The organism is Micromonospora sp. NPDC049107, from assembly GCF_040648595.1.
In the GTDB taxonomy this organism is placed as follows: domain Bacteria; phylum Actinomycetota; class Actinomycetes; order Mycobacteriales; family Micromonosporaceae; genus Micromonospora.
In genome coordinates, this window is the sequence record NZ_JBEZEC010000012.1 from 44,422 (window position 1) to 67,668 (window position 23,247).

Genomic DNA, 23,247 nt, shown 5'->3' on the forward strand with positions numbered 1-23,247 from the left:
TGCCGGTCCGTGGCGTCCACCCTTTCGGTCCTTACCGGCAATCGGAGCTTCCGCAATCTCTTCCTCGCCGAGCTGGTGGTCTTCGGGGCCGACTGGTTCGTCATGGTGCCGCTGCTGGTGCTGCTGCCCCACCTGACGGGAAGCGGCGTCTGGGGCGCCCTGGTGCTGGCGGTGGACACCGGCATCGTGGCGCTGCTGCTGCCGTACACCGGCACCATCGCCGACCGGTTCGACCGGCGCAAGATCATGATTGTCGCGAACGTGGCCGCGCTGGCCGGTGTGTTGCTGCTGCTCGGTGTCCGTGACCGTGGCACGGCCTGGTTGGCGCTGGTGGCGATCGGGGCCGTCGCGGTCGCCAAGGCGTTCTACTCGCCCGCCGCGCAGGCGGCGCTGCCCAACGTTCTGGAGCCGCACGAGCTGGCCGCCGGCAACGCCGTGGCCGGTTCGGCCTGGGGCACCATGACGGTGGTGGGCGCCTCACTGGGTGGAGTGCTCAGCTCGGCCGCCGGCCCGTACGCCTGCTTCTGGGTGGCGGCGGCGGGCCTGGCGCTGGCCGCGGGCCTCGCCACGCGGATCCGCCGGCCGTTGCAGGTGGCCCGCGACCCGTTGTTGCCGGCGCAGCGGACCTGGTCGGCGGTCCGCGAGGCGCTCGGCTACATCGGGCACCGACCTCGGGTGCTGGCGCTGGTGACGGTCAAGTCGGCGGTCGGCCTGGGCAACGGGGTGCTGACCGTGTTTCCGCTGCTCGCCAGCGTGTACGGGGTTGGTTCGCTGGGCGCGGGTCTGCTCTTCGCGGTACGCGGCGCGGGGGCGTTGGTCGGGCCCATCCTGATGCGTCGGGTGTTGACCAACCGGTCCTGGCTGCTGCCCGGCCTCGCGCTGTCCATGTCGCTCTACGGGCTGTCCTATGTGGGCGCTTCCGTCGTCCGCTGGTTCCCGCTGGTGCTGCTGTTGGTGTTCGTGGCGCACTTCGCCGGCGGCAGCAACTGGGTGATGTCGAACTTCGCCCTCCAGGGTGAGGTGCCGGACCGGCTGCGCGGACGCGTGTTCGCCACCGACATGATGCTCGCGACACTGGCCATCTCGGTGAGTCAACTGGCGGTGGCCCTGGTCGTGGACGTGGTGGACGAGCGGGTGGTGCTGGCCGGCTGCGGGCTGGTCACCGTCGTGTACGCGGTCGGCTGGCGGATCGCCACCCGGCGTCTCTCGTTGACCGACCCGGCCGCCGAGCCCGTCTCCGACGCCGCCGGCTGACACCCGGCCGGTCCCACGGTGCGGGCGAGCGGCCGGATCGTCGGTGTCGGGCCCTAGCATGAGCGCGTGCCGACGAACTTCACCGCCGGGCCGGTCCGGGTCCGGGTTCCCGCGACGAGTGCCAACCTCGGTCCGGGCTTCGACGCGCTGGGGCTCGCCCTCGGGCTCTACGACGACCTGGCCGCCGAGGTGTCGTCCGGCGGGGTCCAGGTGACGGTGACCGGTCAGGGTGCCGGTGAGCTGCCGGCCGACGATCAGCACCTGGTGGTGCGGGCCATGCGTGCCACCTTCGACGTCCTCGGCGCGCAGCCCACGGGCCTGAGCGTGGAGTGCGTCAACCGGATACCGCAGGCGCGCGGCCTCGGCTCGTCGTCGGCTGCCATCGTGGCCGGGGTGCTGCTGGCCCGTGCCCTGGTCGCCGACGGCGTGGAGCGGCTTGACGAGCCGGCTCTCCTCCGGCTGGCCGCCGAGATCGAGGGCCATCCGGACAATGTCGCGCCGTGCCTGCTCGGCGGCTTCACGCTGGCCTGGACCGAGACGGCCGGCGCTCGTGCGGTGTCCCTGCCGGTCGCCGACGCCGTACGACCTACTGTCTTCGTGCCCTCCGAGCGCGGCCTGACCGCGACCGCGCGGGCGGCCCTGCCGGCCACCGTGCCCCACGCCGACGCCGCGTTGACCGCGGGACGGGCGGCGTTGCTGGTGCACGCGCTCACCACGGATCCGGCGCTGCTGATGCCGGCCACCGTCGACCGGCTGCACCAGGATTACCGCGCGGCCGGGATGCCGGGCACGTCGTCGCTGGTCAGCGCGCTGCGAGAGGCGGGTGTGGCGGCTGTGGTCTCCGGCGCCGGGCCGAGCGTGCTGGCGTTCGGCGAGCCGCCAGCGGGCTTCGACGCGGGAACAGACTGGCAGATTTGGAAGTTACCGATAGACGTCAGCGGCGCCCGGGTCGCCCGGGGTAGACTTGGACACGCCGAGCGGGACCCTGTTGCCGCAGGTCGGAAGAGTTGATTACGCTCTAGACCTAGCACAGCCGCGAAGCACGCGATCTCCTGCGGGGCGGCGCACCCCCGAAGCTCTCGGCGGTCAGCCCGTCACCCCTGCCAAGGCCCACGCCGCACCGCAGTTTCCACAGGTCGCCGCAGACGGCGAGACCTACCCACCGACGTTTGGTGGGTCGGGAAACCACCGGCTGCTGTGTCACAGACTCCCGCGACGCGTCCTTGCGAGGCGGGTGAACCGAGGCCGCCCGGCCACCTGAGCTCCGACTCCGGGCAGTCCCGGCCTTATCGAGGGAAGGAATCCATTGAGCGACACCACCGACGTGACGTCGGATGTTTCCAACGTCGCTGGCGATGCCACCGCTGCCGCTCCCGCCCGTCGTCGGCGCAGCGGTACCGGTCTGTCGGCGATGCTGCTGCCAGAGCTGCAGAGCCTGGCCGCGTCGCTCGGCATCTCCGGCACTGCTCGCATGCGCAAGGGTGAGCTGATCGCCGCGATCTCCGAGCGGCAGGGCGGCAACGCCGCCGGAACCCCTCGACCGCGGGCCGAGGTCGCCGCGGCGGCCGCTCCGGCGCGTGAGGAGGTGCGGGAGACCGTGGACCGCCCGACGGCCGAGGGTCGCAGCACCGACCAGGCGCCGGCCGAGCCGGCCACCGAGACCGAGAGCCGCAGTCGTTCGCGGCGCAGCCGGACCGCTGCCGCGGAGGCCCGTACCTCCGAGGTCGGCACCTCCGAGCCGCGTGGCGCCGAGGCGCGCACCGACGAGGTCGAGAGCGGCGAGCGTTCCGAGCGTGGCGAGAACCGCCGTGACCGGGTCGAGCGCAACGACCGGGGCGAGCGTGCCGAGCGCAACGACCGTGCCGACCGTACCGAGCGCAACGATCGGGGCGAGCGTGCCGAGCGGAGCGACCGTAACGATCGGGGCGAGCGTGCTGAGCGGGGCGACCGTGCTGAGCGGGGCGAGCGTGCCGAGCGCAACGATCGGGGCGAGCGCAACGATCGGGGCGAGCGCTCCGAGCGGGGTGAGCGTGCCGAGCGCAACGACCGCAGCGACCGTGCCGAGCGGGGCGAGCGCAACGACCGCAACGATCGGGGCGACCGCAACGACCGTTCGGAGCGCGCCGACCGTAACGACCGTGGTCAGCGCGTCGAGCGCGACAGCGACGACGAGGACGGCGAGGGCGGCGGTCGGCGTGGCCGGCGCAGCCGCTTCCGGGACCGTCGGCGTGGTCGTGGCGAGCGCGGCGAGACCGGCGGGGACACCGGCGGCGGCCGTGAGCCGCAGGTCGGCGAGGACGAGGTGCTCGTCCCCGTGGCCGGCATCATCGACGTGCTCGACAACTACGCCTTCGTACGGACGACCGGCTACCTGGCTGGCCCGAACGACGTGTACGTCTCGATGTCCCAGATCAAGAAGTACGGCCTGCGTCGCGGTGACGCGATCACCGGCGCCGTGCGGGCGGCCCGCGAGGGCGGCAACAGCGGCGACCAGCGGCGGGACAAGTACAACCCGCTGATGCGGCTGGACACGATCAACGGGATGGAGCCGGAGGAGGCGCGGCGTCGGCCCGAGTTCTACAAGCTCACGCCGCTCTACCCGCAGGAGCGCCTGCGGCTGGAGACCGAGCCGCACATCCTGACCACCCGGGTCATCGACCTGGTCATGCCGATCGGCAAGGGCCAGCGGGCGCTCATCCAGTCTCCGCCCAAGGCGGGTAAGACGATGGTGCTGCAGGCGATCGCCAACGCGATCACCCGCAACAACCCGGAGTGCCACCTCATGGTGGTGCTGGTCGACGAGCGGCCCGAAGAGGTCACCGACATGCAGCGGTCGATCAAGGGCGAGGTCATCGCGGCCACGTTCGACCGCCCGCCGCAGGACCACACCACGGTGGCGGAGCTGGCCATCGAGCGGGCCAAGCGTCTGGTCGAGCTGGGGCACGACGTCGTCGTGCTGCTCGACTCGGTGACCCGGCTCGGTCGGTCGTACAACCTGGCGGCGCCGGCCAGCGGCCGGATCATGTCGGGTGGTATCGACTCCACCGCGCTCTACCCGCCGAAGCGTTTCCTCGGCGCGGCCCGCAACATCGAGAACGGCGGCTCCCTGACCATCATCGCCACGGCGCTGGTGGAGACCGGTTCGATGGCGGACACGGTCATCTTCGAGGAGTTCAAGGGCACCGGTAACGCGGAGCTGAAGCTGGACCGGAAGATCGCCGACAAGCGGACCTTCCCGGCCATCGACATCAACCCGTCCGGCACCCGTAAGGAAGAGGTCCTGCTCGCGCCCGAGGAGCTGGCCATCATCCACAAGCTCCGCAAGGTGCTGCACTCGCTGGACTCGCAGGCGGCGATGGACCTGCTGCTGGACCGCCTCAAGCAGTCCCGCACCAACATCGAGTTCCTGATGCAGATCGCGAAGTCGACGCCGGGGGAGTGATCCCGCACCGGTGACCGACGACGAAGGGGGTACGGCCGCGGCCGTACCCCCTTCGGCATGACCGGCCCGTCCGCCGTCGCGTACCCCGGGTGGGGCACGACGGCCCCGGACGAATGCCTGCCCGGACGGCGGGAATGCGGACAGGTAGGCCCGTGTTGACGATGCCGGACGAGGTGTGCGGCCCGCTTACCGGGTCGGCCCAGGCCCATGGCACACTGGTCAATCGGCCACACCGGTTCCGGTTCACGCCCGAGCCCGTCGCGTACGGCGCGACGAGTGATGACGGCGACCCGGCGACCACCAACGAGAGGACCGAGGCGAGATGAAGGCAAACATCCACCCGGAGTACACGACCACCGAGGTCAGCTGCTCCTGCGGTAACACGTTCACGACCCGCAGCACCGCCAAGGGCGGCGCGATCCACGTCGAGACCTGCAGCGCCTGCCACCCGTTCTACACCGGTAAGCAGCGCGTTCTCGACACCGCCGGCCGGGTCGCGAAGTTCCAGCAGAAGTACGCCAAGGTTCAGGCCAAGAAGGCCAAGTAACTCCCCGTTCGGCGCCCGTGTCCGGTTTTGTACCGGACACGGGCGCCGTCCGCGTTTCGCCCGCCAACACCCTTGGCCCTCCCGGTGCCGCATCCTCGAAGGAGCATCCGCAGCATGAGCAGCGAGCGTCTGGCCGGACTCCTCGACGAGTACGCGGAGCTGGAGAAGCGGCTGGCCGACCCGGCCATCCACGCCGACCAGGCCACCGCGCGCCGGGTGGGTCGCCGGTACGCCGCGCTGGTGCCGCTGCACAAGGCCGCCGGCGAGCTGGAGCAGGCTCGCGCCGACCTGGCCGCGGCCCGCGAGCTGGCCGACGAGGACCCGTCCTTCGCCGCCGAGGCGGACTCCATCGCGGCGTCCCTGCCGGCCCTGGAGGAGCGCCTCGCCGAGTTGCTCATCCCGCGCGACCCGCACGACGCCAAGGACGTGATCGTCGAGATCAAGGCCGGTGAGGGCGGCGAGGAGTCGGCGCTGTTCGCCGGCGACCTGCTGCGGATGTACACCCGGTACGCCGAGCGGCACGGGTGGATCACCGAGGTGATCGACGCGCAGGATTCCGACCTCGGCGGGGTCAAGGACGTCTCGTTGTCGATCAAGACCAAGGGTGTGCCGGACGGCGGCAACGGTGTCTGGTCGCGGCTCAAGTGGGAGGGCGGCGTGCACCGGGTGCAGCGCGTCCCGGTGACCGAGTCGCAGGGCCGGATCCACACCAGCGCGGCCGGGGTGCTGGTGCTGCCGGAGGCCGAGGACGTCGACGTCACCATCGACCAGAACGACCTGCGTATCGACGTGTTCCGCTCGTCCGGCCCGGGCGGTCAGTCGGTGAACACGACCGACTCGGCGGTACGGATCACGCATGTGCCGACCGGCATCGTCGTGTCCTGCCAGAACGAGAAGTCCCAGTTGCAGAACCGGGAGCAGGCGATGCGGATCCTGCGGGCCCGGCTGCTCGCCGCCGCCCAGGAGCAGGCCGACGCCGCCGCTTCGGACGCCCGCAAGGCGCAGGTACGCACCGTGGACCGCTCGGAGCGCATCCGCACCTACAACTTCCCGCAGAACCGGATCACCGACCACCGGATCGGCTACACCGCGTACAACCTGGACCTGGCTCTCGCCGGTGACCTCGACGGCGTCCTGGACGCCCTGGCCGAGGCCGACCGCGCCGCCCGCCTGGCCGGCGACACAGAACTAACCCGCCGCTAACCCCCCCCGCCCCGCCCGCTCCCGTCGATCATGGAGTCGTGGTGGGGAGATTGTCCCGTGGTGGGGCTTTAGTGGGGCACCACAAGTCCTTGATCGACCCCGAGAGAGGGGGAGTGGTCAGCTCGCGCGGGGGCGGGATTTCGCGCGTAGCATCTCCCGGTCGGCCTGCTCGAAGGCGACGCTGAGCGCGTCGCGCAGCCCGCTACCGCCGGAGACCTCGGCGAAGCCGATGCTCACCCCGACCGGGGTGCCGGGTACCAGCGACTCCCAGTCCTCGTTGCGTACCGCCGCCTCGATCCGGCGGGCCACCTCGGTGGCCTCGATCATGCCCGTGTCCGGGAGCACCACGACGAACTCGTCGCCGCCGTAGCGGGCCACGAAGTCTCCCCGGCGCATCACCCGGTTGATCACCCCGGCGATGCGTTGCAGCACCAGGTCACCGGAGTGGTGGCCGTGCCGGGTGTTGACCGCCTTGAAGCCGTCCAGGTCGCAGACGCCGATGACGACCCGCTCGCCCCGGGTGACGACGGCAGTGATGTACCGCTCCAGGCGACGCCGGTTGGGCAGGCCGGTGAGCGGGTCGGTCAACGCCTCACCCTCGTACCGTGCCGCCTCGCGACGCATCTCCTCGTGGTCGATCCGGGCGGCGATGCCGTCGATGTAGACGTCGCGCAGCCGGTCGTTGCGCTGGGCGGCGAGCCGGAACGCCAGCCGGTCCGCCCGGTGGGCCGCGGAATGGTCGCCGGCGCGGGCGAGCGCGATGCTGCGCAGCCGGGCCGGCTCGGCCGCCCCGAGCGTCTCGGTGGACACCCGGATGGTGTCCAGTCGGGCGACCGCCTCGATGGGCCGACCGTCCGCGACGGCCAGGCAGACCATGCCGAGTTGCCGCAGGTCCCGCGCGCGGGCGCTGTCACCGCCGTGGGTGAGCAGCCGGGACGGGCCGGCGTCGCCGGTCGGTTCCAGGGTGTCGCCGAGCGCGGCCTGCCGTGCCGCCGAGTACCCGTACGCGGCGAGGCTGCTGGGACGGAGCCGCCCGGCCCGCCCGCTCTGGACGAACTGGGCCAGGTCGGTCGCCACGTCCCGCAGCACGCGCAGGCAACCGTCGCTGTCACCGTTGTGGTCGAGCGCCACGGCGTTGCGCAGCCGGATGCCCGGCGCGGCGAACGTCTCCTCCGGGATCCCGGCGGTCAACCCGAGCTGCCGTGCGCGTTCGATCGCGCCCAGGGCGTACCCGTGGAAGCTGAGGTAGCTGTAGGCCATCGCCAGGTCGTGCCAGCCCCAGGCGGTGTCCCGGTCCGGGTCGTCCACGGCGTTCAGGGCCCGCGCTGCCTTGACGAGGTGGGTGACGCAGCGGTCCAGCGCGCCCTGGTGGTGGGCGGCGAGCGCGGCCAGCGCGTTGAGGTGCCCGTGCAGGTAGGGCTCGGCGAGGTCGCGGACGGCCGCCGACGCCTCCTCGATGGCCCGGGTGAACTCCGCCGTCCGACCGAGATTGATCAAGGCGGAGAGACGCTGGACCATGGCGTCCGCGCGGGCCGCCGGGTCCGACGTGGTGCGGATCACACGCTCCAGAAGGGTGTACGACTCCGCGGAGCGACTTGCTTCCTGCAAAGCGCGGGCGTGCGAGAGAGTGTCAACCTGGTCATGGACCCGGTCGAGCCAGCCCACCCACAACCTCCTGTCGTGTGCGCCTCGACGCACCCGTTCATGGCGTCGCCTCGCGACGCCCCATGATTATCGTGTGACCACTCTGCCGCAACACCCCCCCGAAGGGACAGGCCGCACCCGTCCGTCCGCCGCGGTGGCGCGGGCGGCCCGCGTACTCGCCGCGGCCGGCGTAGGCCCGGCGCGCGTGGAGGCCGAACTGCTGACGGCGTACGTGCTGGACGTGCCCCGGGGTCGGCTGGCCCTCGCCGACGATCTGGACGACGCCCAACTGGCCCGCCTGGACGAGCTGGTCGGGCGTCGCGCCGGCCGGGAGCCCTTGCAGCACCTGACCGGTCGGGCGGGTTTCCGGCACCTGGAACTGGCGGTCGGTCCGGGTGTCTTCGTGCCCCGGCCGGAGACGGAACTGCTGGCCGGGTGGGGTGTCGAGCAGGGCCGGGGCAGATCCGAGCCGCTGGTGGTGGACCTGTGCAGCGGCACCGGCGCGATCGCGTTGGCGGTGGCGCAGGAGCTGCCCGGGGCGCGGGTGGTCGCGGTGGAGCGGTCCTCGGCGGCGCTGGCGTGGTTACGCCGCAACGCGGCCGAGCGGGCCGCGGCGGGGGACCGGCCGATCGAGGTGGTCGAGGCCGACGTGACCGCGCCCGACCTGCTCGCCGACCTGGTGGGTCGGGTGGACGTGCTGCTCTGCAATCCGCCGTACGTGCCGGTCGACGTGGTGGTGCCGCCGGAGGTGGCCGGGCACGATCCGGCGGAGGCGGTCTTCGGGGGCGTCGATGGTCTGGCGGTGATCCGACCGGTGATCGACCGGGCGGCGGCGCTGCTGCGACCCGGGGGCGTGATCGGGGTCGAGCACGACGACACGCACGGCGTGGCGGTGCCGGAGTTGTTCGCCCACGACGGCCGGTTCGACGCCGTCACGGAGCATCCGGACCTCACCGGCCGCCCCCGGTACGCCACCGCGTCCCGACGGGCGGACGGCCAGCACACCGTGCCCGGGCGGGCGTGGCAGACTGACTCCTCGTGATGCTCTACGACTGCCGATCGCCCGCCGATCGGGACCGCGGCATCGCTGCGGCCATCGAGGCGGTCAAGAACGGCGAACTGGTCGTCCTTCCGACGGACACCGTCTACGGGATCGGCGCGGACGCGTTCACGCCGTACGCGGTCAAGGCGCTGCTGGACGCGAAGGGCCGGGGTCGGCAGATGCCCCCGCCGGTGCTGATCGGTTCGCGGCACACCCTGGACGGCCTGGTCTTCTCGCTGCCCTCGGCGGCGCGGGACCTGGTGGAGGCGTTCTGGCCGGGTGCGCTGACGATCGTGGTCGAGCACTCGCCGAGCCTGCAGTGGGACCTGGGCGACAAGACCGGCACCGTCGCGGTGCGGATGCCGCTGCACCCGGTGGCCCTGGAGGTGCTGCGCGAGACCGGCCCGATGGCGGTCTCCTCGGCCAACAAGACGGGCCAGCCGGCGGCGGTGACCGCCGAGGAGGCGCGCGACCAGCTCAGCTACTCGGTGCGTGCGTACCTGGAGGCCGGGCCCTGCCCGGATCCGGTGCCGAGCACGATCGTCGACCTGACCGGCGAGGTGCCGCAGTTGCTGCGGGCCGGGGCGATCCCGCTGGAGAAGCTGCGCGACGTCGTACCGGATCTCCTCGACGTCCACCAGGGGGCCTGAGTGCCCCCGTTCACCGTCCTGCACGTCTGCATGGGCAACATCTGCCGCTCACCGATGGCCGAGCGACTGCTGGCCCTCGCGGCACGGGAGCGGTTGGTGCGGCGTTCGCAGGATCCGGCCGGCGTCGAGGAGCTGCTGCACAGCCACAGCGCCGGCACCGGCGGCTGGCACGCGGGCGAGGAGATGAACCCGCCGGCGGCGCGGCAGGTCATCGACCGTGGCGGTGACGTCGACGGGTTCGCGGCGCGCAAGCTGCGCTCGGACCACATCGACGCCGCCGACCTGGTCCTGACGGCGACGGCCGACCAGCAGGAGTACGTGGTGGCGCTCCGTCCGGACGCGGCGGCCCGTACCTTCGTGCTGGGTGAGTTCGGCCGGCTGCTGGCCGCGGTGGACGTCACCGCGCTGCCGGCGGCCGAGGCGACCCCGGAGGCGGTGTACGCGCGGGGCGTGGCCCTGGTGGCGGCGGCGCACGACAACCGGCTGGGCGCCTCGGCGCTGCCCACCGACGATCTCGACGATCCCTGGGGTCGCGGCGACCAGTGTTTCACCCGGGTCGCGGACGAGATCGAGGAGACGGTCCACCCGCTGGCCGCCGCGCTGCTGCCCTGAGCGCGGTGCGAGCCGCTGGCCGCCGCGCTGCTGCCCTGAGCGCGGTGCGAGTTTCCTCCGGGTTTGGGGAAAACCAGGGGCGAAAGGGGCGTTCCGGGTCATTCTGAACGGGTCCTAGCGTGACCGGCTCCTGCGGGGAGAGCTGATGATCCGGGCCCGACTCGACAAACTGCTGACCGTGGTGATCGCCGGCGTGCTGGCCGGACTGGTGCTGGCCGGGGCCGCCCTGCCCGCCGCCCTGGTCTTCGGGATCGGCTTCAGCGCCCTGTCCACGCCGTACTCGGAGCTGCCCAACACGCTCCGCACGCCGCCTACCGCGCAGCGCTCCAACCTCTACGCCAACGACGGCACCACCCTGATCACCTCCTTCTACCAGGAGGACCGGGTGGAGGTCCCGCTGCGCGAGGTCGCCCCGGTGATGCGCCAGGCCATCGTGGCCGCCGAGGACGTCCGGTTCTACCAGCACAGCGGGGTGGACCTGCGCGGTGTGGTGCGCGCCTTCACGGTGAACAAGCGCGACGGTAAGACCCGGCAGGGCGCCTCCACCCTGACCATGCAGTACGTCCGCAACGTGCTCAGCAGCGATCCCCGGCTGACCGAGCGGCAGCGCCAGGCGGCCACCGAGCTCACCACCGCCCGCAAGCTCCAGGAGATGCGGTACGCGCTGGCGCTGGAGCGGGAGCTCAGCAAGGAGGACATCCTCACCCGCTACCTCAACATCGCCTACTTCGGTGCCGGGGCGTACGGGATCGGTGCGGCCAGCAAGCGCTACTTCTCGGTCTCGCCGGCTGAGTTGACCCTGCCCCAGGCCGCGCTGTTGGCTGGTCTGGTCCGGTCGCCGGACAGTGACGACCCGATCAACGGGGATGCCGACAGCGCCCTGCACCGCCGGACGTACGTGTTGGAGCGCCTGGTCGAGACGGATCAGGTCCCCGCCGACGCGGCGGCGGCGGCACAGGCCGAGCCGCTGCAGCTGCGGCCCAGCGAGACGCCGAACGACTGCACGGGGGTGCCCGACGGGCATTCGGACTGGGGTTTCTTCTGCGACTGGTTCACCCGCTGGTGGAGCAGCCAGTCGGCGTTCGGGTCGAGCGCCGACGAGCGACAGCGCACGCTGCGCCGGGGCGGGTTCTCCATCGTCTCGTCGCTGGATCCGGCCGTGCAGCAGGCCACCACCGAGCAGGTCCTGCGCATCTACCGGCCCACCGAGGCGCGGGCGGTACCCACCGCCGTGGTGCAGCCCGGCACCGGCCGGGTGCTGGCGATGTCGGTGAACCGCAACTACAGCGTCGAGGACAACCCGGTCGGACAGAAGAACTATCCGAACACGGTCAACCAGCTCGTGGCCGGTGGTGGGGCCATCGACGGGTATCAGGCCGGTTCGACGTTCAAGCTCTTCACCATGCTGGCCGCGCTGGAATCCGGCATGCCGCTGTCGACCGAGTTCACGGCGCCGACGCAACTGCTCACCCGCTTCCCGGCGACCGGTGCGGGTAGCTGTGACGGCCGCTGGTGCCCGGCGAACGCCAGTCCGTCGGCGATGGACGGCCCCCGCACGATGTGGACCGGGTTCGGCCGGTCGGTGAACACCTACTTCGCCTGGCTGACCGAGCGGGTCGGCGCCGACCGGGTGGTCGAGATGGCCGAGCGGCTGGGCATCGTGCTGCGGGCCGACTCCGACGAGCGGCTGGCCCGCTACGGCGCGAAGGACTGGGGCCCGTTCACCCTGGGTGTCGCCGCGACGACCCCGCTGGACCTGGCCACGGCGTACGCCACGGTGGCCGCGGAGGGGACGTGGTGCGCGCCGCTGCCGGTGGTCTCGATCAACGACTCGGCCGGCCGGCCGGTGGATGCCGCCAAGCCGGACTGTCGGCAGGTACTCGACACCGACGTGGCCCGGGCGGCGGCGGACGCGGCCCGCTGCCCGGTGGGCGACCAGTCGATGTACGGGCGGTGCGACGGCGCCACGGCTCCCGATCTGCGATCCCGGCTGGGCCGCCCGGTGGCCGGCAAGACCGGCAGTTCCGAGCGGTACGAGACGGAGACGGTGGTGGCCTTCACCCCGCAGTTGGTGGTCGCCTCGATGGCGGCCAACCCGGACGACCCGCGCGACGCGGTCGGTCAGGCCGTGCAGGCCCGGATGGTGACCGGGGTGGGCGAGGTCCTCTCCCGTGCCCTGCGCGACCAGCCGGTACGCGACTTCGTCCCGCCAAGCGAACGGGCCGCCTTCCAGGTCACCGCCGCCCGAACCACAAACTGACCCCGCCCCACCCCGCCCCGCCCCGCCGACTCCGTTCGCGCCGATCTTGCAGTTTCTGCGGGGATTTAGGGTGCCAAAGACGCAAATCGACAACACAAAGTGCAAGATCGGCGTGGGCGGCGTGGGCGGCGTGGGCGGTGTGGGCGCGGGGTGGGTTAGGGGGATTGTTCGGCGTTGCGGGCTATGTTGCGGGCCATCCCGCCGAAGATCACGGCGTGGAACGGGGTCACCGAACTCCAGTAGGCGTGACCGCCGAGGCCGCGAGGGAGGAAGACGGCGCGTTGCTGGTAGCGGCTGTGGCCGTTCTCGGCCGGCAGTGCCCGCATCTCCAGCCAGGCGCGGCCGGGCAGCCGCATCTCCGCGCGCAGCCGCAACAACTCGCCCGGAATGATCTCCTCGACCCGCCAGAAGTCCAGCGCCTCGCCGACCTGGAGGCGGTGCGGGTCGCGCCGGCCCCGGCGCAGCCCCACACCACCGACGAGCCGGTCCAGCCAGCCGCGTACCGACCAGGCGAGGGGGAACGAGTACCAGCCGTGCTCGCCGCCCACGCCCTCGATGACCCGCCAGAGCGCGGCCGGCGAGGCGTCCACCGCCCGTTCCCGTACGTCCGTGTACACCGTTCCGCCGGACCAGTCCGGGTCGCTGGGCAGCGGCTCGGCGGGCGCGTCGGTGCCGCTCGCGGTGGACCAGCGCGTCTCCACCTGGGCGTCGCGCACCTTGGCCAGCGCCAGCCGCACGGCGTCGTCGAAGCCGGTGAGGCCGCCGGGCGGATCGGGCACGTACCGGGCGATGTCGTGTTCGTGGGCCACGGCCTCGTGGATCAGGCTCTCCACCAGCGGCCGGGCGATCTTGTTCGGTACCGGGGTGATGAGGCCGACCCAGTGCGACGAGAGCGACGGGGTGAGGGGCCGGACCGGCACGATGATCCGTCGTCGTAACCCGGCCACCCGGGCGTAGCGGTCCATCATGTCGCGGAAGGTCAGCACGTCCGGTCCGCCGATGTCGAAGCCGCGGTTGACCTCGGGCGGCAGGGTGGCGCAGCCGGCCAGGTAGCGCAGCACGTCGCGGACCGCGATCGGCTGGATCCGGTTGCGGACCCACCGTGGCGTGACCATGGCGGGCAGCCGCTCGGTCAGGTATCGCAGCATCTCGAACGACGCCGAGCCGGAGCCGATGATCACTGCGGCGCGGAGCACCGCCGTGGGCACGCCGCTGGCGAGCAGGATCCGGCCCACTTCGGCCCGGGACCGCAGGTGCGGCGACGGGACCTCCGCGTCGGCCGCCGGCTCCGGACCACCGAGGTAGACGATCCGGCGTACGCCGGCCGCGCGGGCCGCCGCCGCGAAGTTCGTCGCCGCCGTCCGGTCGGCCGCCTCGAAGTCCGCCCGGCCGAGCGAGTGCACCAGGAAGTACGCGACGTCCACGTCGGCGAAGGCGGCGGGCAGTGTCTCCGGCCGGCTCAGGTCACCCTCGACGATCTCGGCCGCCGCCGCCCACGGAACATCGCGCAGGCGTACGGCCTTGCGGGCGAGGCAGCGCACGGTGTGCCCGTCGGCGAGTAGCAGCGGCGTCAGTCGCCCGCCGATGTATCCGGTGGCTCCGGTGACGAGGCATCTCACGGGTCCCAGTGTGCGGCCCCGGAGGGCCCGTCGCACAGGAACTGGCCGGCCGCCCTTGTGCGACAGGCCCTAGACTCGTTCGCTGTGGAGACCGAGACGAGCACCTTCTGGGGGCCGGATTTCGCCCAGCTCAGGGCCACCGATCCGGAGATCGCCGGGGTGGTCCTCGGTGAGCTGGACCGGTTGCGGGGTGGCCTGCAACTGATCGCGAGCGAGAACCTGACCTCGCCGGCGGTGCTGGCCGCGCTCGGCTCGACGTTGACCAACAAGTACGCCGAGGGGTACCCGGGTCGGCGCTACTACGGCGGCTGCGCCGAGGTGGACCGGGCCGAGGAGATCGGCATCGCCCGGGCCAAGGAGCTGTTCGGGGCCGAGCACGCCAACCTCCAGCCGCACTCCGGGGCGAGCGCCAACCTGGCCGCGTACGCCGCGCTGGTGCAGCCGGGGGACACGGTGCTGGCGATGGACCTGCCGCACGGCGGGCACCTCACCCACGGCAGCCGGGTGAACTTCTCCGGCAAGTGGTTCCACCCGGTGGGCTACCCGGTCCGGCCGGACACCGAGCTGATCGACTACGACGAGGTACGCGATCTGGCCCGCGCGCACCGGCCCAAGCTGATCATCTGTGGGGCCACCGCGTACCCCCGGCTGATCGACTTCGCCCGGTTCCGGGAGATCGCCGACGAGGTCGGGGCGTACCTGATGGTGGACGCCGCGCACTTCATCGGCCTGGTGGCCGGTCGGGCCATCCCGTCGCCGGTGCCGTACGCCGACGTCGTCTGCGCCACCACCCACAAGGTGCTGCGCGGCCCCCGGGGCGGCATGATCCTCTGCCGCGAGTCGCTGGCCCAGCGGATCGACAAGGCGGTCTTCCCGTTCACCCAGGGCGGCCCGCTGATGCACGCGGTCGCGGCCAAGGCGGTCGCGCTGCGTGAGGCGGCCCAGCCCGAGTTCCAGACGTACGCCGCCCAGGTGGTGCGCAACGCGCAGGCGCTCGCCGCCGGGCTGGCCGACGAGGGCATGCGCCCGGTGTCCGGTGGCACCGACACCCACCTCGCGCTGATCGACCTGCGGGAGCTGGGGGTGACCGGCGCGGAGGCCGAGGCCCGCTGCGACGCCGCCTCGATCACCCTGAACAAGAACGCCATTCCGTACGATCCGCAGCCGCCGTTGGTGGCCTCGGGTATCCGGGTGGGCACGCCGAGCGTCACCACGCAGGGCCTGCGCGAGGGTGAGCTGCGGCAGGTGGCCGCCCTGATCGCCCGCGCGGTACGCACGAACCCGGGTGAACCGGGTGGCGCCGACGCGCTGAGCACGATCGGCGCCGAGGTGGCCGAACTGGTCGCGGCTTTCCCGGCGTACCCCCGTGGCTGAGCCCGGGGTGGTCGAGCCCGCGAGCGACGGGCGGTGGCGGCTGCGGCACCTGCCGGTGCTGCTGGCCGCGTCGGCGGCGCTGGCCGTGGTCGCGGCCGTGGTGGGCGGGGTGACCGGTGGCGCGACGGGCGCGCTCGGCGCGGCGGCCGGGGTGGGCGTGACGGTGCTCAGCTACACCCTCACGACGGTGGTGCTGGCGCGGGCCGACCAGGTCAACCCGCAGTTGCTGCTGCCGCTCGGGCTGGGGCTGTACGTGCTGAAGTTCACCCTGTTGGGTGTCGTCCTGGTGGCGGTGGCGTCGACCGGTTGGGCGGGGTTGGTCCCGCTCTGCCTCGGCATCGTCGCCGGGGTGGCAGTGTGGACAGCGGCGCACCTCTGGTGGCTGACCACGGTGCACGCCCGCCGCTCCGGCTGACCTGGTCGTCGACACGGGTGTCCCACCTAGCGGACGCGCGGCAATGTGTCGGCCTCCGGTCATTTTCCGACGGGCGGAAGGGGAGTAGCGTGCCCACAGACGACGGCGCCCACGAGAAGCCCACACAACGACGGTTGTGCGGGGGGTGAGGCACAGCCTCGTCTTCCCGGCTGATATCGTTCGCCCCGTCATGGCTGATGACCAAACCCCCCGTCCCGCCGGTCAACCGGACGACTATCCGTCCGGCGCCGGTCAGGGTTGGACCGCGCTCAGCTACCTCATCGGAGGCATGCTCGTGTGGGGTTTCATCGGCTGGCTGGTCGACCAGTGGCTCGACACCGGTGGCGTCGCCACCGGGATCGGCTTCGTGCTCGGCATGGCTGGGGGCGTCATCCTGGTCATCCGCCGACTCGGCACGCCTACTTAGGAAGGGACGCGGTGTTCGGACAGGCGAACGTCCTGGCAGCGGGCCAGGCGGCATTCCCACCCAGTGTGGAGGACTTCTACCTGCCCGCGATCGTGCCCTGGGGCGCGGAGAACGCTCCGTGGTTCACCAAGTTCACCTTGATGATCTGGATCGCGGTCGGCGCCTTGATCATCTTCTTCCTGGCGACCTACCGGAACCCGAAGCTGGTGCCGACCAAGAAGCAGTGGTTCGCCGAGTCGATCTACGGCTTCGTGCGCAACAACATCTCGGTCGACATGATCGGGCACCAGGGCGTGCGGTTCGCCCCGTACTTCACGACGCTGTTCTGCTTCGTGCTGGTGACGAACGCCTTCGCGATCATCCCGTTCTTCCAGATCTCGCCGAACTCGCACATCGCCTTCCCGGCGATCCTCGCGGTGATCAGCTACGTGCTGTTCAACTACATCGGCATCCGGCACCACGGCTTCGGCAAGTACTTCAAGCACGCCCTGATCCCGCCGGCACCCTGGTACATCCTGCCGCTGCTGATCCCGATCGAGGCGTTCTCGACCTTCATCATTCGGCCGTTCTCGCTGGCCGTTCGTCTCTTCGCGAACATGTTCGCCGGCCACATGCTCCTGCTGGTCTTCACGCTCGGCGGCTTCGCGATGCTCAACGCCAACGCCTGGTTGGCGCCGGTCTCGGTGGTCTCCTGGGTGATGACCGTGGCGCTGACCCTCCTCGAGGCGCTCGTCATCGTCCTGCAGGCCTACGTCTTCACGGTCCTGAGCGCCAGCTACATCCAGGGCGCTCTCGCCGAAGAGCACTGATCCACGCACCACCCGTTGTCGTCCCGCGTGAGAGTCACGCGTGATAACCAGGAGGAACCACACCAATGGACGTTAGCGTTCTCGCCGCGGTCAACGGCAGCACCGCCGCCATCGGCTACGGCCTCGCGGCCATCGGCCCGGGCATCGGCGTTGGCCTGGTCTTCGCCGCCTACATCCAGTCGACCGCCCGGCAGCCCGAGTCGTCGCGCATGACCCTGCCGTACGTCTGGATCGGCTTCGCCGTCATCGAGGCGCTCGCCCTGTTCGGCATCGCCTTCGGCTTCATCTGGGCCAAGTAGTACCCGCCCCTTCCGACCGGGAGGTCACCCATGTTGTTCCTCCTCGCCGCCGAGGGTGGTGAGTCAGACCACAACCCGATCATTCCGATCTGGCAGGAGATCGTGGTCGGCACGGTCGCCTTCGCCGTGCTCTGCTTCGTGCTGATGAAGTTCGTCTTCCCGCGTATGGAGCAGACGTTCCAGGCTCGGGTCGACGCGATCGAGGGCGGCATCAAGCGCGCCGAGGCCGCCCAGGCCGAGGCGAACCAGCTGCTTGAGCAGTACCGCGCCCAGCTCGCCGAGGCGCGGACCGACGCCGCCAAGATCCGTGACGACGCGCGGGCCGACGCCGAGGGCATCCGGCAGGACATCCTCGCCAAGGCGCGGGAAGAGTCCGACCGGGTCATCCAGGCCGGCAAGGACGCGCTCGCCGCCGAGCGGGCCACCATCGTGCGCGAGCTGCGCGCGGAGGTCGGCACCATCGCGGTGGACCTGGCCAGCAAGATCGTCGGCGAGTCGCTGGCCGACGAGGCGCGGCGCAAGGGCACCGTCGACCGGTTCCTGAGCGGCCTCGAGAGCACGGGGGCCCGCTGATGCAGGCCGCCAGCCGGGAGTCGTACAAGGTCGCGGCCGAGGGCCTCGACGCGTACGTCCGCGGCGCGGAGCCGTCGGCGGTGGCCTCCACCGCCGACGCCATCCTCTCCGTGGCGACCCTGCTGCGGCGTGAGCCGCGGCTGCGTCGGGCGCTGTCCGACCCGGCTCGTTCCGGCGCGGACCGCGGCGCGCTGCTCGGCGACATGCTGGGTGGGCGGATCGGCGCGGACGCGCTCGACCTGCTCGTCACGCTGGTCTCGGGCCGCTGGTCGGCACCGTCGGAGTTGCTCGACGGCACCGAGCGCCTCGGCGTGGAGGCGCTGCTGGCCAGCGCCGACTCCGCCGGTGAGCTGGGCGAGGTGGAGGACGAGCTGTTCCGCTTCGGTCAGGTCGTGTCCGGTCAGTCGGCGCTGAGCAACGCTCTCGCCGACCCGGTCGCCCCGGTCGAGCAGCGGGCCACCCTGGCTCGCGAGCTGCTCGCCGGCAAGGCCCGGCCGGTCACCGTCAGCCTCGTCGAGGCTGCGCTCGCCGGCTTCGGCGGGCGTTCCTTCACCGGAGCGCTCACCCGGCTGGTCGAGCTGGCCGCCGACCGGCGTGACCGGCAGGTGGCGTACGTGACCGTCGCGGCCCCGTTGAGTGACGAGGACGAGCGTCGACTGGGTGCGAGCCTCGCCGCGATATACGGTCGGGAGGTGTCCGTCAAGCAGACGGTCGACCCCGCCGTTCTCGGTGGCGTGAGCGTCCGGGTCGGTTCCGACCTGTACGACGGCACCATCCTGCGCCGCCTCAACGAGACACGCAACGCGCTCGCGAAGCGCTGAACGGCTCACCGCCAGCAATGCGGTGGTTCCGCCGCCTCACCGTTGGGGCGGCTCCGCCGCCGCAGCGCCTGGATTGACAGACGCCATTCGGACCGGTTGGTACTAGGTATCCCGGGCCCCTGAATTTTAAGGAAGCAGAGGATGGCCGAGCTGACCATCTCGACGGAGGAGATCCGCGGCGCCCTGGAGCGCTACGTCTCCTCCTACTCGTCCGACGTCTCCCGCGAGGAGGTCGGCACCGTCGCCGACACCGGCGACGGCATCGCCCACGTCGAGGGCCTGCCCTCGACCAAGACCAACGAGCTCCTGGAGTTCGAGGACGGCACGCTCGGCGTGGCGTTGAACCTCGACGTGCGGGAGATCGGCGTGGTCGTCCTCGGTGACTCCGCCAAGCTGGAGGAGGGGCAGCGGGTCAAGCGCACCGACCGCGTGCTCTCGGTTCCGGTCGGCGACGCGTTCCTCGGCCGCGTGGTCAACGCGCTCGGCCAGCCGATCGACGGCCTCGGCGACATCGCCGACGAGGGCTACCGCGAGCTGGAGCTGCAGGCTCCGAACGTGATGTCCCGGCAGTCGGTGTTCGAGCCGCTGCAGACCGGCATCAAGGCGATCGACGCGATGACCCCGATCGGTCGGGGCCAGCGGCAGCTGATCATCGGTGACCGCAAGACCGGCAAGACCACCGTCGCGCTGGACGCCATCCTCAACCAGCGCGACAACTGGCGCACCGGCGACCCGAAGAAGCAGGTCCGCTGCATCTACGTCGCCATCGGCCAGAAGGCCTCCACCATCGCCTCGATCAAGGGGCAGCTGGAGGAGGCGGGCGCGCTGGAATACACCACCATCGTCGCCTCGCCGGCGTCCGACCCGGCCGGCTTCAAGTACCTCGCCCCGTACACCGGCTCGTCCATCGGACAGCACTGGATGTACGGCGGCAAGCACGTTCTGATCGTCTTCGACGACCTGAGCAAGCAGGCCGAGGCGTACCGTGCCGTGTCGCTGCTGCTGCGTCGCCCGCCGGGCCGTGAGGCGTACCCGGGTGACGTCTTCTACCTGCACTCCCGCCTGCTGGAGCGCTGCGCGAAGCTCTCCGACGAGCTGGGCGGCGGCTCGATGACCGGTCTGCCGATCATCGAGACGAAGGCCAACGACATCTCGGCCTTCATCCCGACCAACGTCATCTCGATCACCGACGGCCAGATCTTCCTGGAGACCGACCTGTTCAACCAGGGCGTTCGTCCGGCGATCAACGTCGGCACCTCGGTCTCCCGGGTCGGCGGCGCCGCCCAGGTGAAGCCGATGCGCAAGGTCGCCGGCTCGCTGCGGCTCAACCTGGCCCAGTACCGCGAGCTGGAGGCGTTCGCCGCCTTCGCCTCCGACCTGGACAAGGCCTCGCAGAACCAGCTGAACCGGGGTTCGCGTCTGGTGGAGCTGCTCAAGCAGCCGAACTACTCGCCGTACCCGGTGCAGGAAGAGGTCGTCTCGGTCTGGTCCGGCGTCGAGGGCAAGCTCGACGACATCCCGGTCGGCGAGGTGCGGCGCTTCGAGGCGGAGTTCCTCCAGTACCTGCGGCACAAGCACGAGGGTGTCCTCGCGTCGATCGCCGACAACCAGTGGGGCGATGACATCATCAACTCCCTGGACACCGCGATCGGCGAGTTCAAGCAGGTCTTCCTCAACAAGGAGGACGAGCGCAAGGTCAACGACGCGCCGGCCGCTCCGCTCGAGGGTGACGAGAACCGCGAGACGGTGACCCGCTTCCGCGACGGCGCGACCGACCGCCCGGCCGAGAGCTGATCTGATGGCGGCCCAGGTACGCGTTCTTCGTCAACGAATCCGCTCGGCGAAGTCGATGAAGAAGATCACCAAGGCGATGGAGCTCGTGGCGACGAGCCGGATCGCCAAGGCCCAGGCGCGGGTGCAGGCGTCCCTGCCGTACGCCGAGGCCATCACCGGTGTGCTCACGGCGCTGGCGTCCAACGCGCGGATCGACCACCCGCTGCTCACCCCGCGCGAGCGGGTGCGGCGGGCGGGCGTCCTGTTGGTCACCAGCGACCGTGGCCTGGCCGGCGGTTACAGCTCCAACGCGATCAGGATGGCCGAGTCGCTGATCGCCCGCCTCAGGGCGGACGGCAAGGAGCCGGTGCTCTACGTCATCGGACGTAAGGGTGTCGGGTTCTACCGGTTCCGCGACCGGCCGATCGAGGCGAACTGGACCGGGTTCAGCGAGCAGCCGTCGTTCGAGGACGCCCGCGCCGTGGGTGAGACGCTGATCAAGGCGTTCACGGCCGGCGCGGACGACGTCGACGGTGGCGCTGGCGCGGACGGGGTGCGGGGCGTGGACGAGTTGCACATCGTCTACACCGAGTTCCACTCACTGATGACGCAGAACCCGGTTACCAAGGTCATCGGTCCGATGCAGGTCGAGGACCGGCCGCGCTCCGAGGGGCTGCTGCCGGCGTACGAGTTCGAGCCGGAGGCGGAGGCGCTGCTCGACGCGCTCCTGCCGAGGTACATCAACACGCGGATCTACGCGGCGTTGCTGGAGTCGGCGGCGAGTGAGTCGGCGGCACGGCGGCGGGCGATGAAGAGCGCCACCGACAACGCCGAAGAGATGATCGAGAAGTACACGCGTGAGATGAACTCGGCCCGTCAGGCCGGGATCACCCAGGAGATCAGCGAGATCGTCGGCGGCGCCAACGCGCTTGCCGCGTCGGGAAGTGAAGTGTGATGACTGCACCAGTAGAGACCAAGACGGCCACGGGTCGCGTGGTCCGGGTCATCGGCCCGGTCGTCGACGCCGAGTTCCCGCGCGACGGCATGCCGGCCCTGTTCAACGCCCTGAACGTCACCGTGAGCCTGTCCGGCGGTGAGAAGACGCTGACCCTGGAGGTCGCCCAGCACCTGGGTGACAACCTGGTCCGCGCGATCTCGATGCAGCCGACGGACGGTCTGGTTCGCGGCGCCGAGGTTCGTGACTCCGGTAAGCCGATCACCGTTCCGGTGGGCGACGCGGTCAAGGGCCACGTGTTCAACGCGATCGGCGAGGTGCTCAACCTCAAGGAGGGCGAGACCCTCAACCCGGACGACCACTGGGGTATCCACCGCAAGGCCCCGGCCTTCGCGGACCTGGAGCCGAAGACCGAGATGCTGGAGACCGGCATCAAGGTCATCGACCTGCTCGCCCCGTACGTCAAGGGCGGCAAGATCGGTCTGTTCGGCGGCGCGGGCGTGGGCAAGACGGTGCTCATCCAGGAGATGATCACCCGGGTTGCCCGTAACTTCGGTGGTACCTCGGTCTTCGCCGGCGTGGGTGAGCGCACCCGTGAGGGCAACGACCTGATCGCCGAGATGACCGAGTCCGGCGTCATCGACAAGACCGCGCTGGTCTACGGCCAGATGGACGAGCCGCCGGGCACGCGTCTGCGGGTCGCGCTCTCCGCGCTCACCATGGCGGAGTACTTCCGCGACGTGAAGAAGCAGGAGGTGCTGCTCTTCATCGACAACATCTTCCGCTTCACGCAGGCGGGTTCGGAGGTCTCCACCCTGCTCGGCCGGATGCCGAGTGCCGTGGGTTACCAGCCGACCCTGGCCGACGAGATGGGCGAGCTCCAGGAGCGGATCACCTCCGTCCGGGGCCAGGCCATCACCTCGATGCAGGCGATCTACGTGCCGGCGGACGACTACACCGACCCCGCCCCGGCCACCACGTTCGCCCACCTCGACGCGACCACCAACCTGGAGCGGTCGATCTCCGACAAGGGCATCTACCCGGCCGTGGACCCGCTGGCGTCCTCGTCCCGGATCCTCGCCCCGGAGTTCGTCGGCCAGGAGCACTTCCAGGTCGCCACCGAGGTGAAGCGGATCCTGCAGCGCTACAAGGACCTGCAGGACATCATCGCCATCCTCGGTATCGAGGAGCTCTCCGAGGAAGACAAGATCACCGTGGCCCGGGCCCGGCGGATCGAGCGCTTCCTCTCGCAGAACACCTACGCGGCGGAGCAGTTCACCGGCGTGCCGGGCTCGACGGTCCCGATCAAGGAGACCATCGAGGCGTTCCGCAAGATCAGCGAGGGTGAGTACGATCACTTCCCCGAGCAGGCGTTCTTCATGTGCGGCGGTCTCGAGGACCTGGAAGCCAAGGCTGAGGAGCTGATGAAGGCCTGACAGCCCTCGTCGTACCTGTACCGCAAAAGACTGCCCCGGCAATGTCGGGGCAGTCTTTTGTTCATCTTCACGTCTTACCATCGTCGCGGTCC

At 71.0% G+C, this 23,247-nt stretch carries 21 protein-coding genes; 19 read left to right on the forward strand and 2 right to left on the reverse strand.

The features are described from left to right. The first annotated feature begins 9 nt into the window (after positions 1 to 9). From AB0B55_RS26725 to prfA, 5 genes are all read left to right on the forward strand, one after another. Positions 10 to 1,254 (forward strand): MFS transporter, encoded by a 1,245-nt coding sequence (locus tag AB0B55_RS26725; RefSeq protein WP_357133934.1) that lies wholly within the window; start codon positions 10 to 12, stop codon positions 1,252 to 1,254. Positions 1,255 to 1,320: 66 nt separating this feature from the next. After that, positions 1,321 to 2,265, forward strand: a complete 945-nt coding sequence (thrB, locus tag AB0B55_RS26730) for a homoserine kinase (RefSeq protein ID WP_357174571.1) — start codon at positions 1,321 to 1,323, stop codon at positions 2,263 to 2,265. Positions 2,266 to 2,560: 295 nt separating this feature from the next. Then, positions 2,561 to 4,696 (forward strand): transcription termination factor Rho, encoded by a 2,136-nt coding sequence (rho, locus tag AB0B55_RS26735; protein WP_357174574.1) that lies wholly within the window; start codon positions 2,561 to 2,563, stop codon positions 4,694 to 4,696. Positions 4,697 to 5,018: 322 nt separating this feature from the next. Beyond that, positions 5,019 to 5,243: a 50S ribosomal protein L31 gene (gene rpmE, locus AB0B55_RS26740; RefSeq protein WP_088987870.1), complete on the forward strand. Its 225-nt coding sequence runs from the start codon at positions 5,019 to 5,021 to the stop codon at positions 5,241 to 5,243. Between the two features lie 114 nt (positions 5,244 to 5,357). Further along, a complete protein-coding gene (gene prfA / locus AB0B55_RS26745; protein WP_357133945.1) occupies positions 5,358 to 6,446 on the forward strand; it encodes a peptide chain release factor 1 in 1,089 nt (362 codons plus the stop codon). 117 nt (positions 6,447 to 6,563) lie between these two features. Here the strand turns inward: prfA and AB0B55_RS26750 are convergent, their stop codons facing one another. Next, the gene (locus AB0B55_RS26750) at positions 6,564 to 8,111 is read right to left on the reverse strand and encodes a GGDEF domain-containing protein (protein ID WP_357133948.1); all 1,548 of its coding nucleotides are present in this window, start codon (positions 8,109 to 8,111) and stop codon (positions 6,564 to 6,566) included. Between the two features lie 73 nt (positions 8,112 to 8,184). On the opposite strand from AB0B55_RS26750, the gene prmC reads away from it, so the two are divergent. From prmC to AB0B55_RS26770, 4 genes are all read left to right on the forward strand, one after another. Continuing rightward, positions 8,185 to 9,132 (forward strand): peptide chain release factor N(5)-glutamine methyltransferase, encoded by a 948-nt coding sequence (gene prmC, locus AB0B55_RS26755; RefSeq protein ID WP_357174577.1) that lies wholly within the window; start codon positions 8,185 to 8,187, stop codon positions 9,130 to 9,132. Further along, entirely contained in the window at positions 9,132 to 9,782 is a 651-nt protein-coding gene (locus tag AB0B55_RS26760) for an L-threonylcarbamoyladenylate synthase (protein ID WP_355052883.1), read from the forward strand. Before prmC ends, AB0B55_RS26760 begins: the two co-directional genes overlap by 1 nt. Then, positions 9,783 to 10,394, forward strand: coding sequence for a phosphotyrosine protein phosphatase (locus tag AB0B55_RS26765; RefSeq protein WP_357133954.1), 612 nt, complete (start codon positions 9,783 to 9,785; stop codon positions 10,392 to 10,394). Between the two features lie 145 nt (positions 10,395 to 10,539). Further along, positions 10,540 to 12,654 carry a transglycosylase domain-containing protein gene (locus tag AB0B55_RS26770; RefSeq protein WP_357133958.1) on the forward strand — a complete coding sequence of 705 codons (2,115 nt, stop codon included), beginning with the start codon at positions 10,540 to 10,542 and terminating at the stop codon, positions 12,652 to 12,654. 155 nt (positions 12,655 to 12,809) lie between these two features. Here AB0B55_RS26770 and AB0B55_RS26775 read toward each other — a convergent pair whose 3' ends face one another. After that, positions 12,810 to 14,273: an SDR family oxidoreductase gene (locus AB0B55_RS26775; protein ID WP_357174580.1), complete on the reverse strand. Its 1,464-nt coding sequence runs from the start codon at positions 14,271 to 14,273 to the stop codon at positions 12,810 to 12,812. Positions 14,274 to 14,357: 84 nt separating this feature from the next. On the opposite strand from AB0B55_RS26775, the gene glyA reads away from it, so the two are divergent. The 10 genes from glyA to atpD all read left to right on the forward strand — a co-directional run bounded on the left by glyA (position 14,358) and on the right by atpD (position 23,155). Beyond that, positions 14,358 to 15,647, forward strand: coding sequence for a serine hydroxymethyltransferase (gene glyA / locus AB0B55_RS26780; protein ID WP_357133964.1), 1,290 nt, complete (start codon positions 14,358 to 14,360; stop codon positions 15,645 to 15,647). Further along, the gene (locus AB0B55_RS26785; RefSeq protein ID WP_357133967.1) at positions 15,640 to 16,062 is read left to right on the forward strand and encodes a hypothetical protein; all 423 of its coding nucleotides are present in this window, start codon (positions 15,640 to 15,642) and stop codon (positions 16,060 to 16,062) included. Before glyA ends, AB0B55_RS26785 begins: the two co-directional genes overlap by 8 nt. Positions 16,063 to 16,252: 190 nt before the next feature. Beyond that, on the forward strand, positions 16,253 to 16,489 hold the full coding sequence (locus AB0B55_RS26790; protein ID WP_355052858.1) for a hypothetical protein: 237 nt from the start codon (positions 16,253 to 16,255) through the stop codon (positions 16,487 to 16,489). An 11-nt stretch (positions 16,490 to 16,500) separates the two neighbouring features. Beyond that, complete coding sequence (gene atpB, locus AB0B55_RS26795; protein WP_357133971.1) at positions 16,501 to 17,298, forward strand: F0F1 ATP synthase subunit A; 798 nt, start codon at positions 16,501 to 16,503, stop codon at positions 17,296 to 17,298. Positions 17,299 to 17,363: 65 nt separating this feature from the next. Continuing rightward, entirely contained in the window at positions 17,364 to 17,597 is a 234-nt protein-coding gene (locus AB0B55_RS26800) for an ATP synthase F0 subunit C (protein ID WP_357133974.1), read from the forward strand. 33 nt (positions 17,598 to 17,630) lie between these two features. Further along, complete coding sequence (locus tag AB0B55_RS26805) at positions 17,631 to 18,170, forward strand: F0F1 ATP synthase subunit B (protein WP_112584053.1); 540 nt, start codon at positions 17,631 to 17,633, stop codon at positions 18,168 to 18,170. After that, positions 18,170 to 18,991: a F0F1 ATP synthase subunit delta gene (locus AB0B55_RS26810; protein WP_357133977.1), complete on the forward strand. Its 822-nt coding sequence runs from the start codon at positions 18,170 to 18,172 to the stop codon at positions 18,989 to 18,991. Before AB0B55_RS26805 ends, AB0B55_RS26810 begins: the two co-directional genes overlap by 1 nt. A gap of 141 nt (positions 18,992 to 19,132) precedes the next feature. Further along, positions 19,133 to 20,785 (forward strand): F0F1 ATP synthase subunit alpha, encoded by a 1,653-nt coding sequence (atpA, locus tag AB0B55_RS26815; RefSeq protein ID WP_357133980.1) that lies wholly within the window; start codon positions 19,133 to 19,135, stop codon positions 20,783 to 20,785. Positions 20,786 to 20,789: 4 nt separating this feature from the next. After that, positions 20,790 to 21,719, forward strand: a complete 930-nt coding sequence (locus AB0B55_RS26820) for a F0F1 ATP synthase subunit gamma (RefSeq protein WP_357133983.1) — start codon at positions 20,790 to 20,792, stop codon at positions 21,717 to 21,719. Next, the gene (atpD, locus tag AB0B55_RS26825) at positions 21,719 to 23,155 is read left to right on the forward strand and encodes a F0F1 ATP synthase subunit beta (RefSeq protein WP_357133986.1); all 1,437 of its coding nucleotides are present in this window, start codon (positions 21,719 to 21,721) and stop codon (positions 23,153 to 23,155) included. Before AB0B55_RS26820 ends, atpD begins: the two co-directional genes overlap by 1 nt. Positions 23,156 to 23,247: the final 92 nt, after the last annotated feature.

Coding starts and splice junctions, on each gene's coding strand:
- rpmE (WP_088987870.1), top strand. CDS start 5,019: ATGAAGGCAAACATCCACCCGGAGTACACGACCACCGAGGTCAGCTGC.
- AB0B55_RS26810 (WP_357133977.1), top strand. CDS start 18,170: ATGCAGGCCGCCAGCCGGGAGTCGTACAAGGTCGCGGCCGAGGGCCTC.
- prfA (WP_357133945.1), top strand. CDS start 5,358: ATGAGCAGCGAGCGTCTGGCCGGACTCCTCGACGAGTACGCGGAGCTG.
- AB0B55_RS26820 (WP_357133983.1), top strand. CDS start 20,790: ATGGCGGCCCAGGTACGCGTTCTTCGTCAACGAATCCGCTCGGCGAAG.
- AB0B55_RS26790 (WP_355052858.1), top strand. CDS start 16,253: ATGGCTGATGACCAAACCCCCCGTCCCGCCGGTCAACCGGACGACTAT.
- atpD (WP_357133986.1), top strand. CDS start 21,719: ATGACTGCACCAGTAGAGACCAAGACGGCCACGGGTCGCGTGGTCCGG.
- AB0B55_RS26760 (WP_355052883.1), top strand. CDS start 9,132: ATGCTCTACGACTGCCGATCGCCCGCCGATCGGGACCGCGGCATCGCT.
- AB0B55_RS26770 (WP_357133958.1), top strand. CDS start 10,540: ATGATCCGGGCCCGACTCGACAAACTGCTGACCGTGGTGATCGCCGGC.
- AB0B55_RS26800 (WP_357133974.1), top strand. CDS start 17,364: ATGGACGTTAGCGTTCTCGCCGCGGTCAACGGCAGCACCGCCGCCATC.
- atpA (WP_357133980.1), top strand. CDS start 19,133: ATGGCCGAGCTGACCATCTCGACGGAGGAGATCCGCGGCGCCCTGGAG.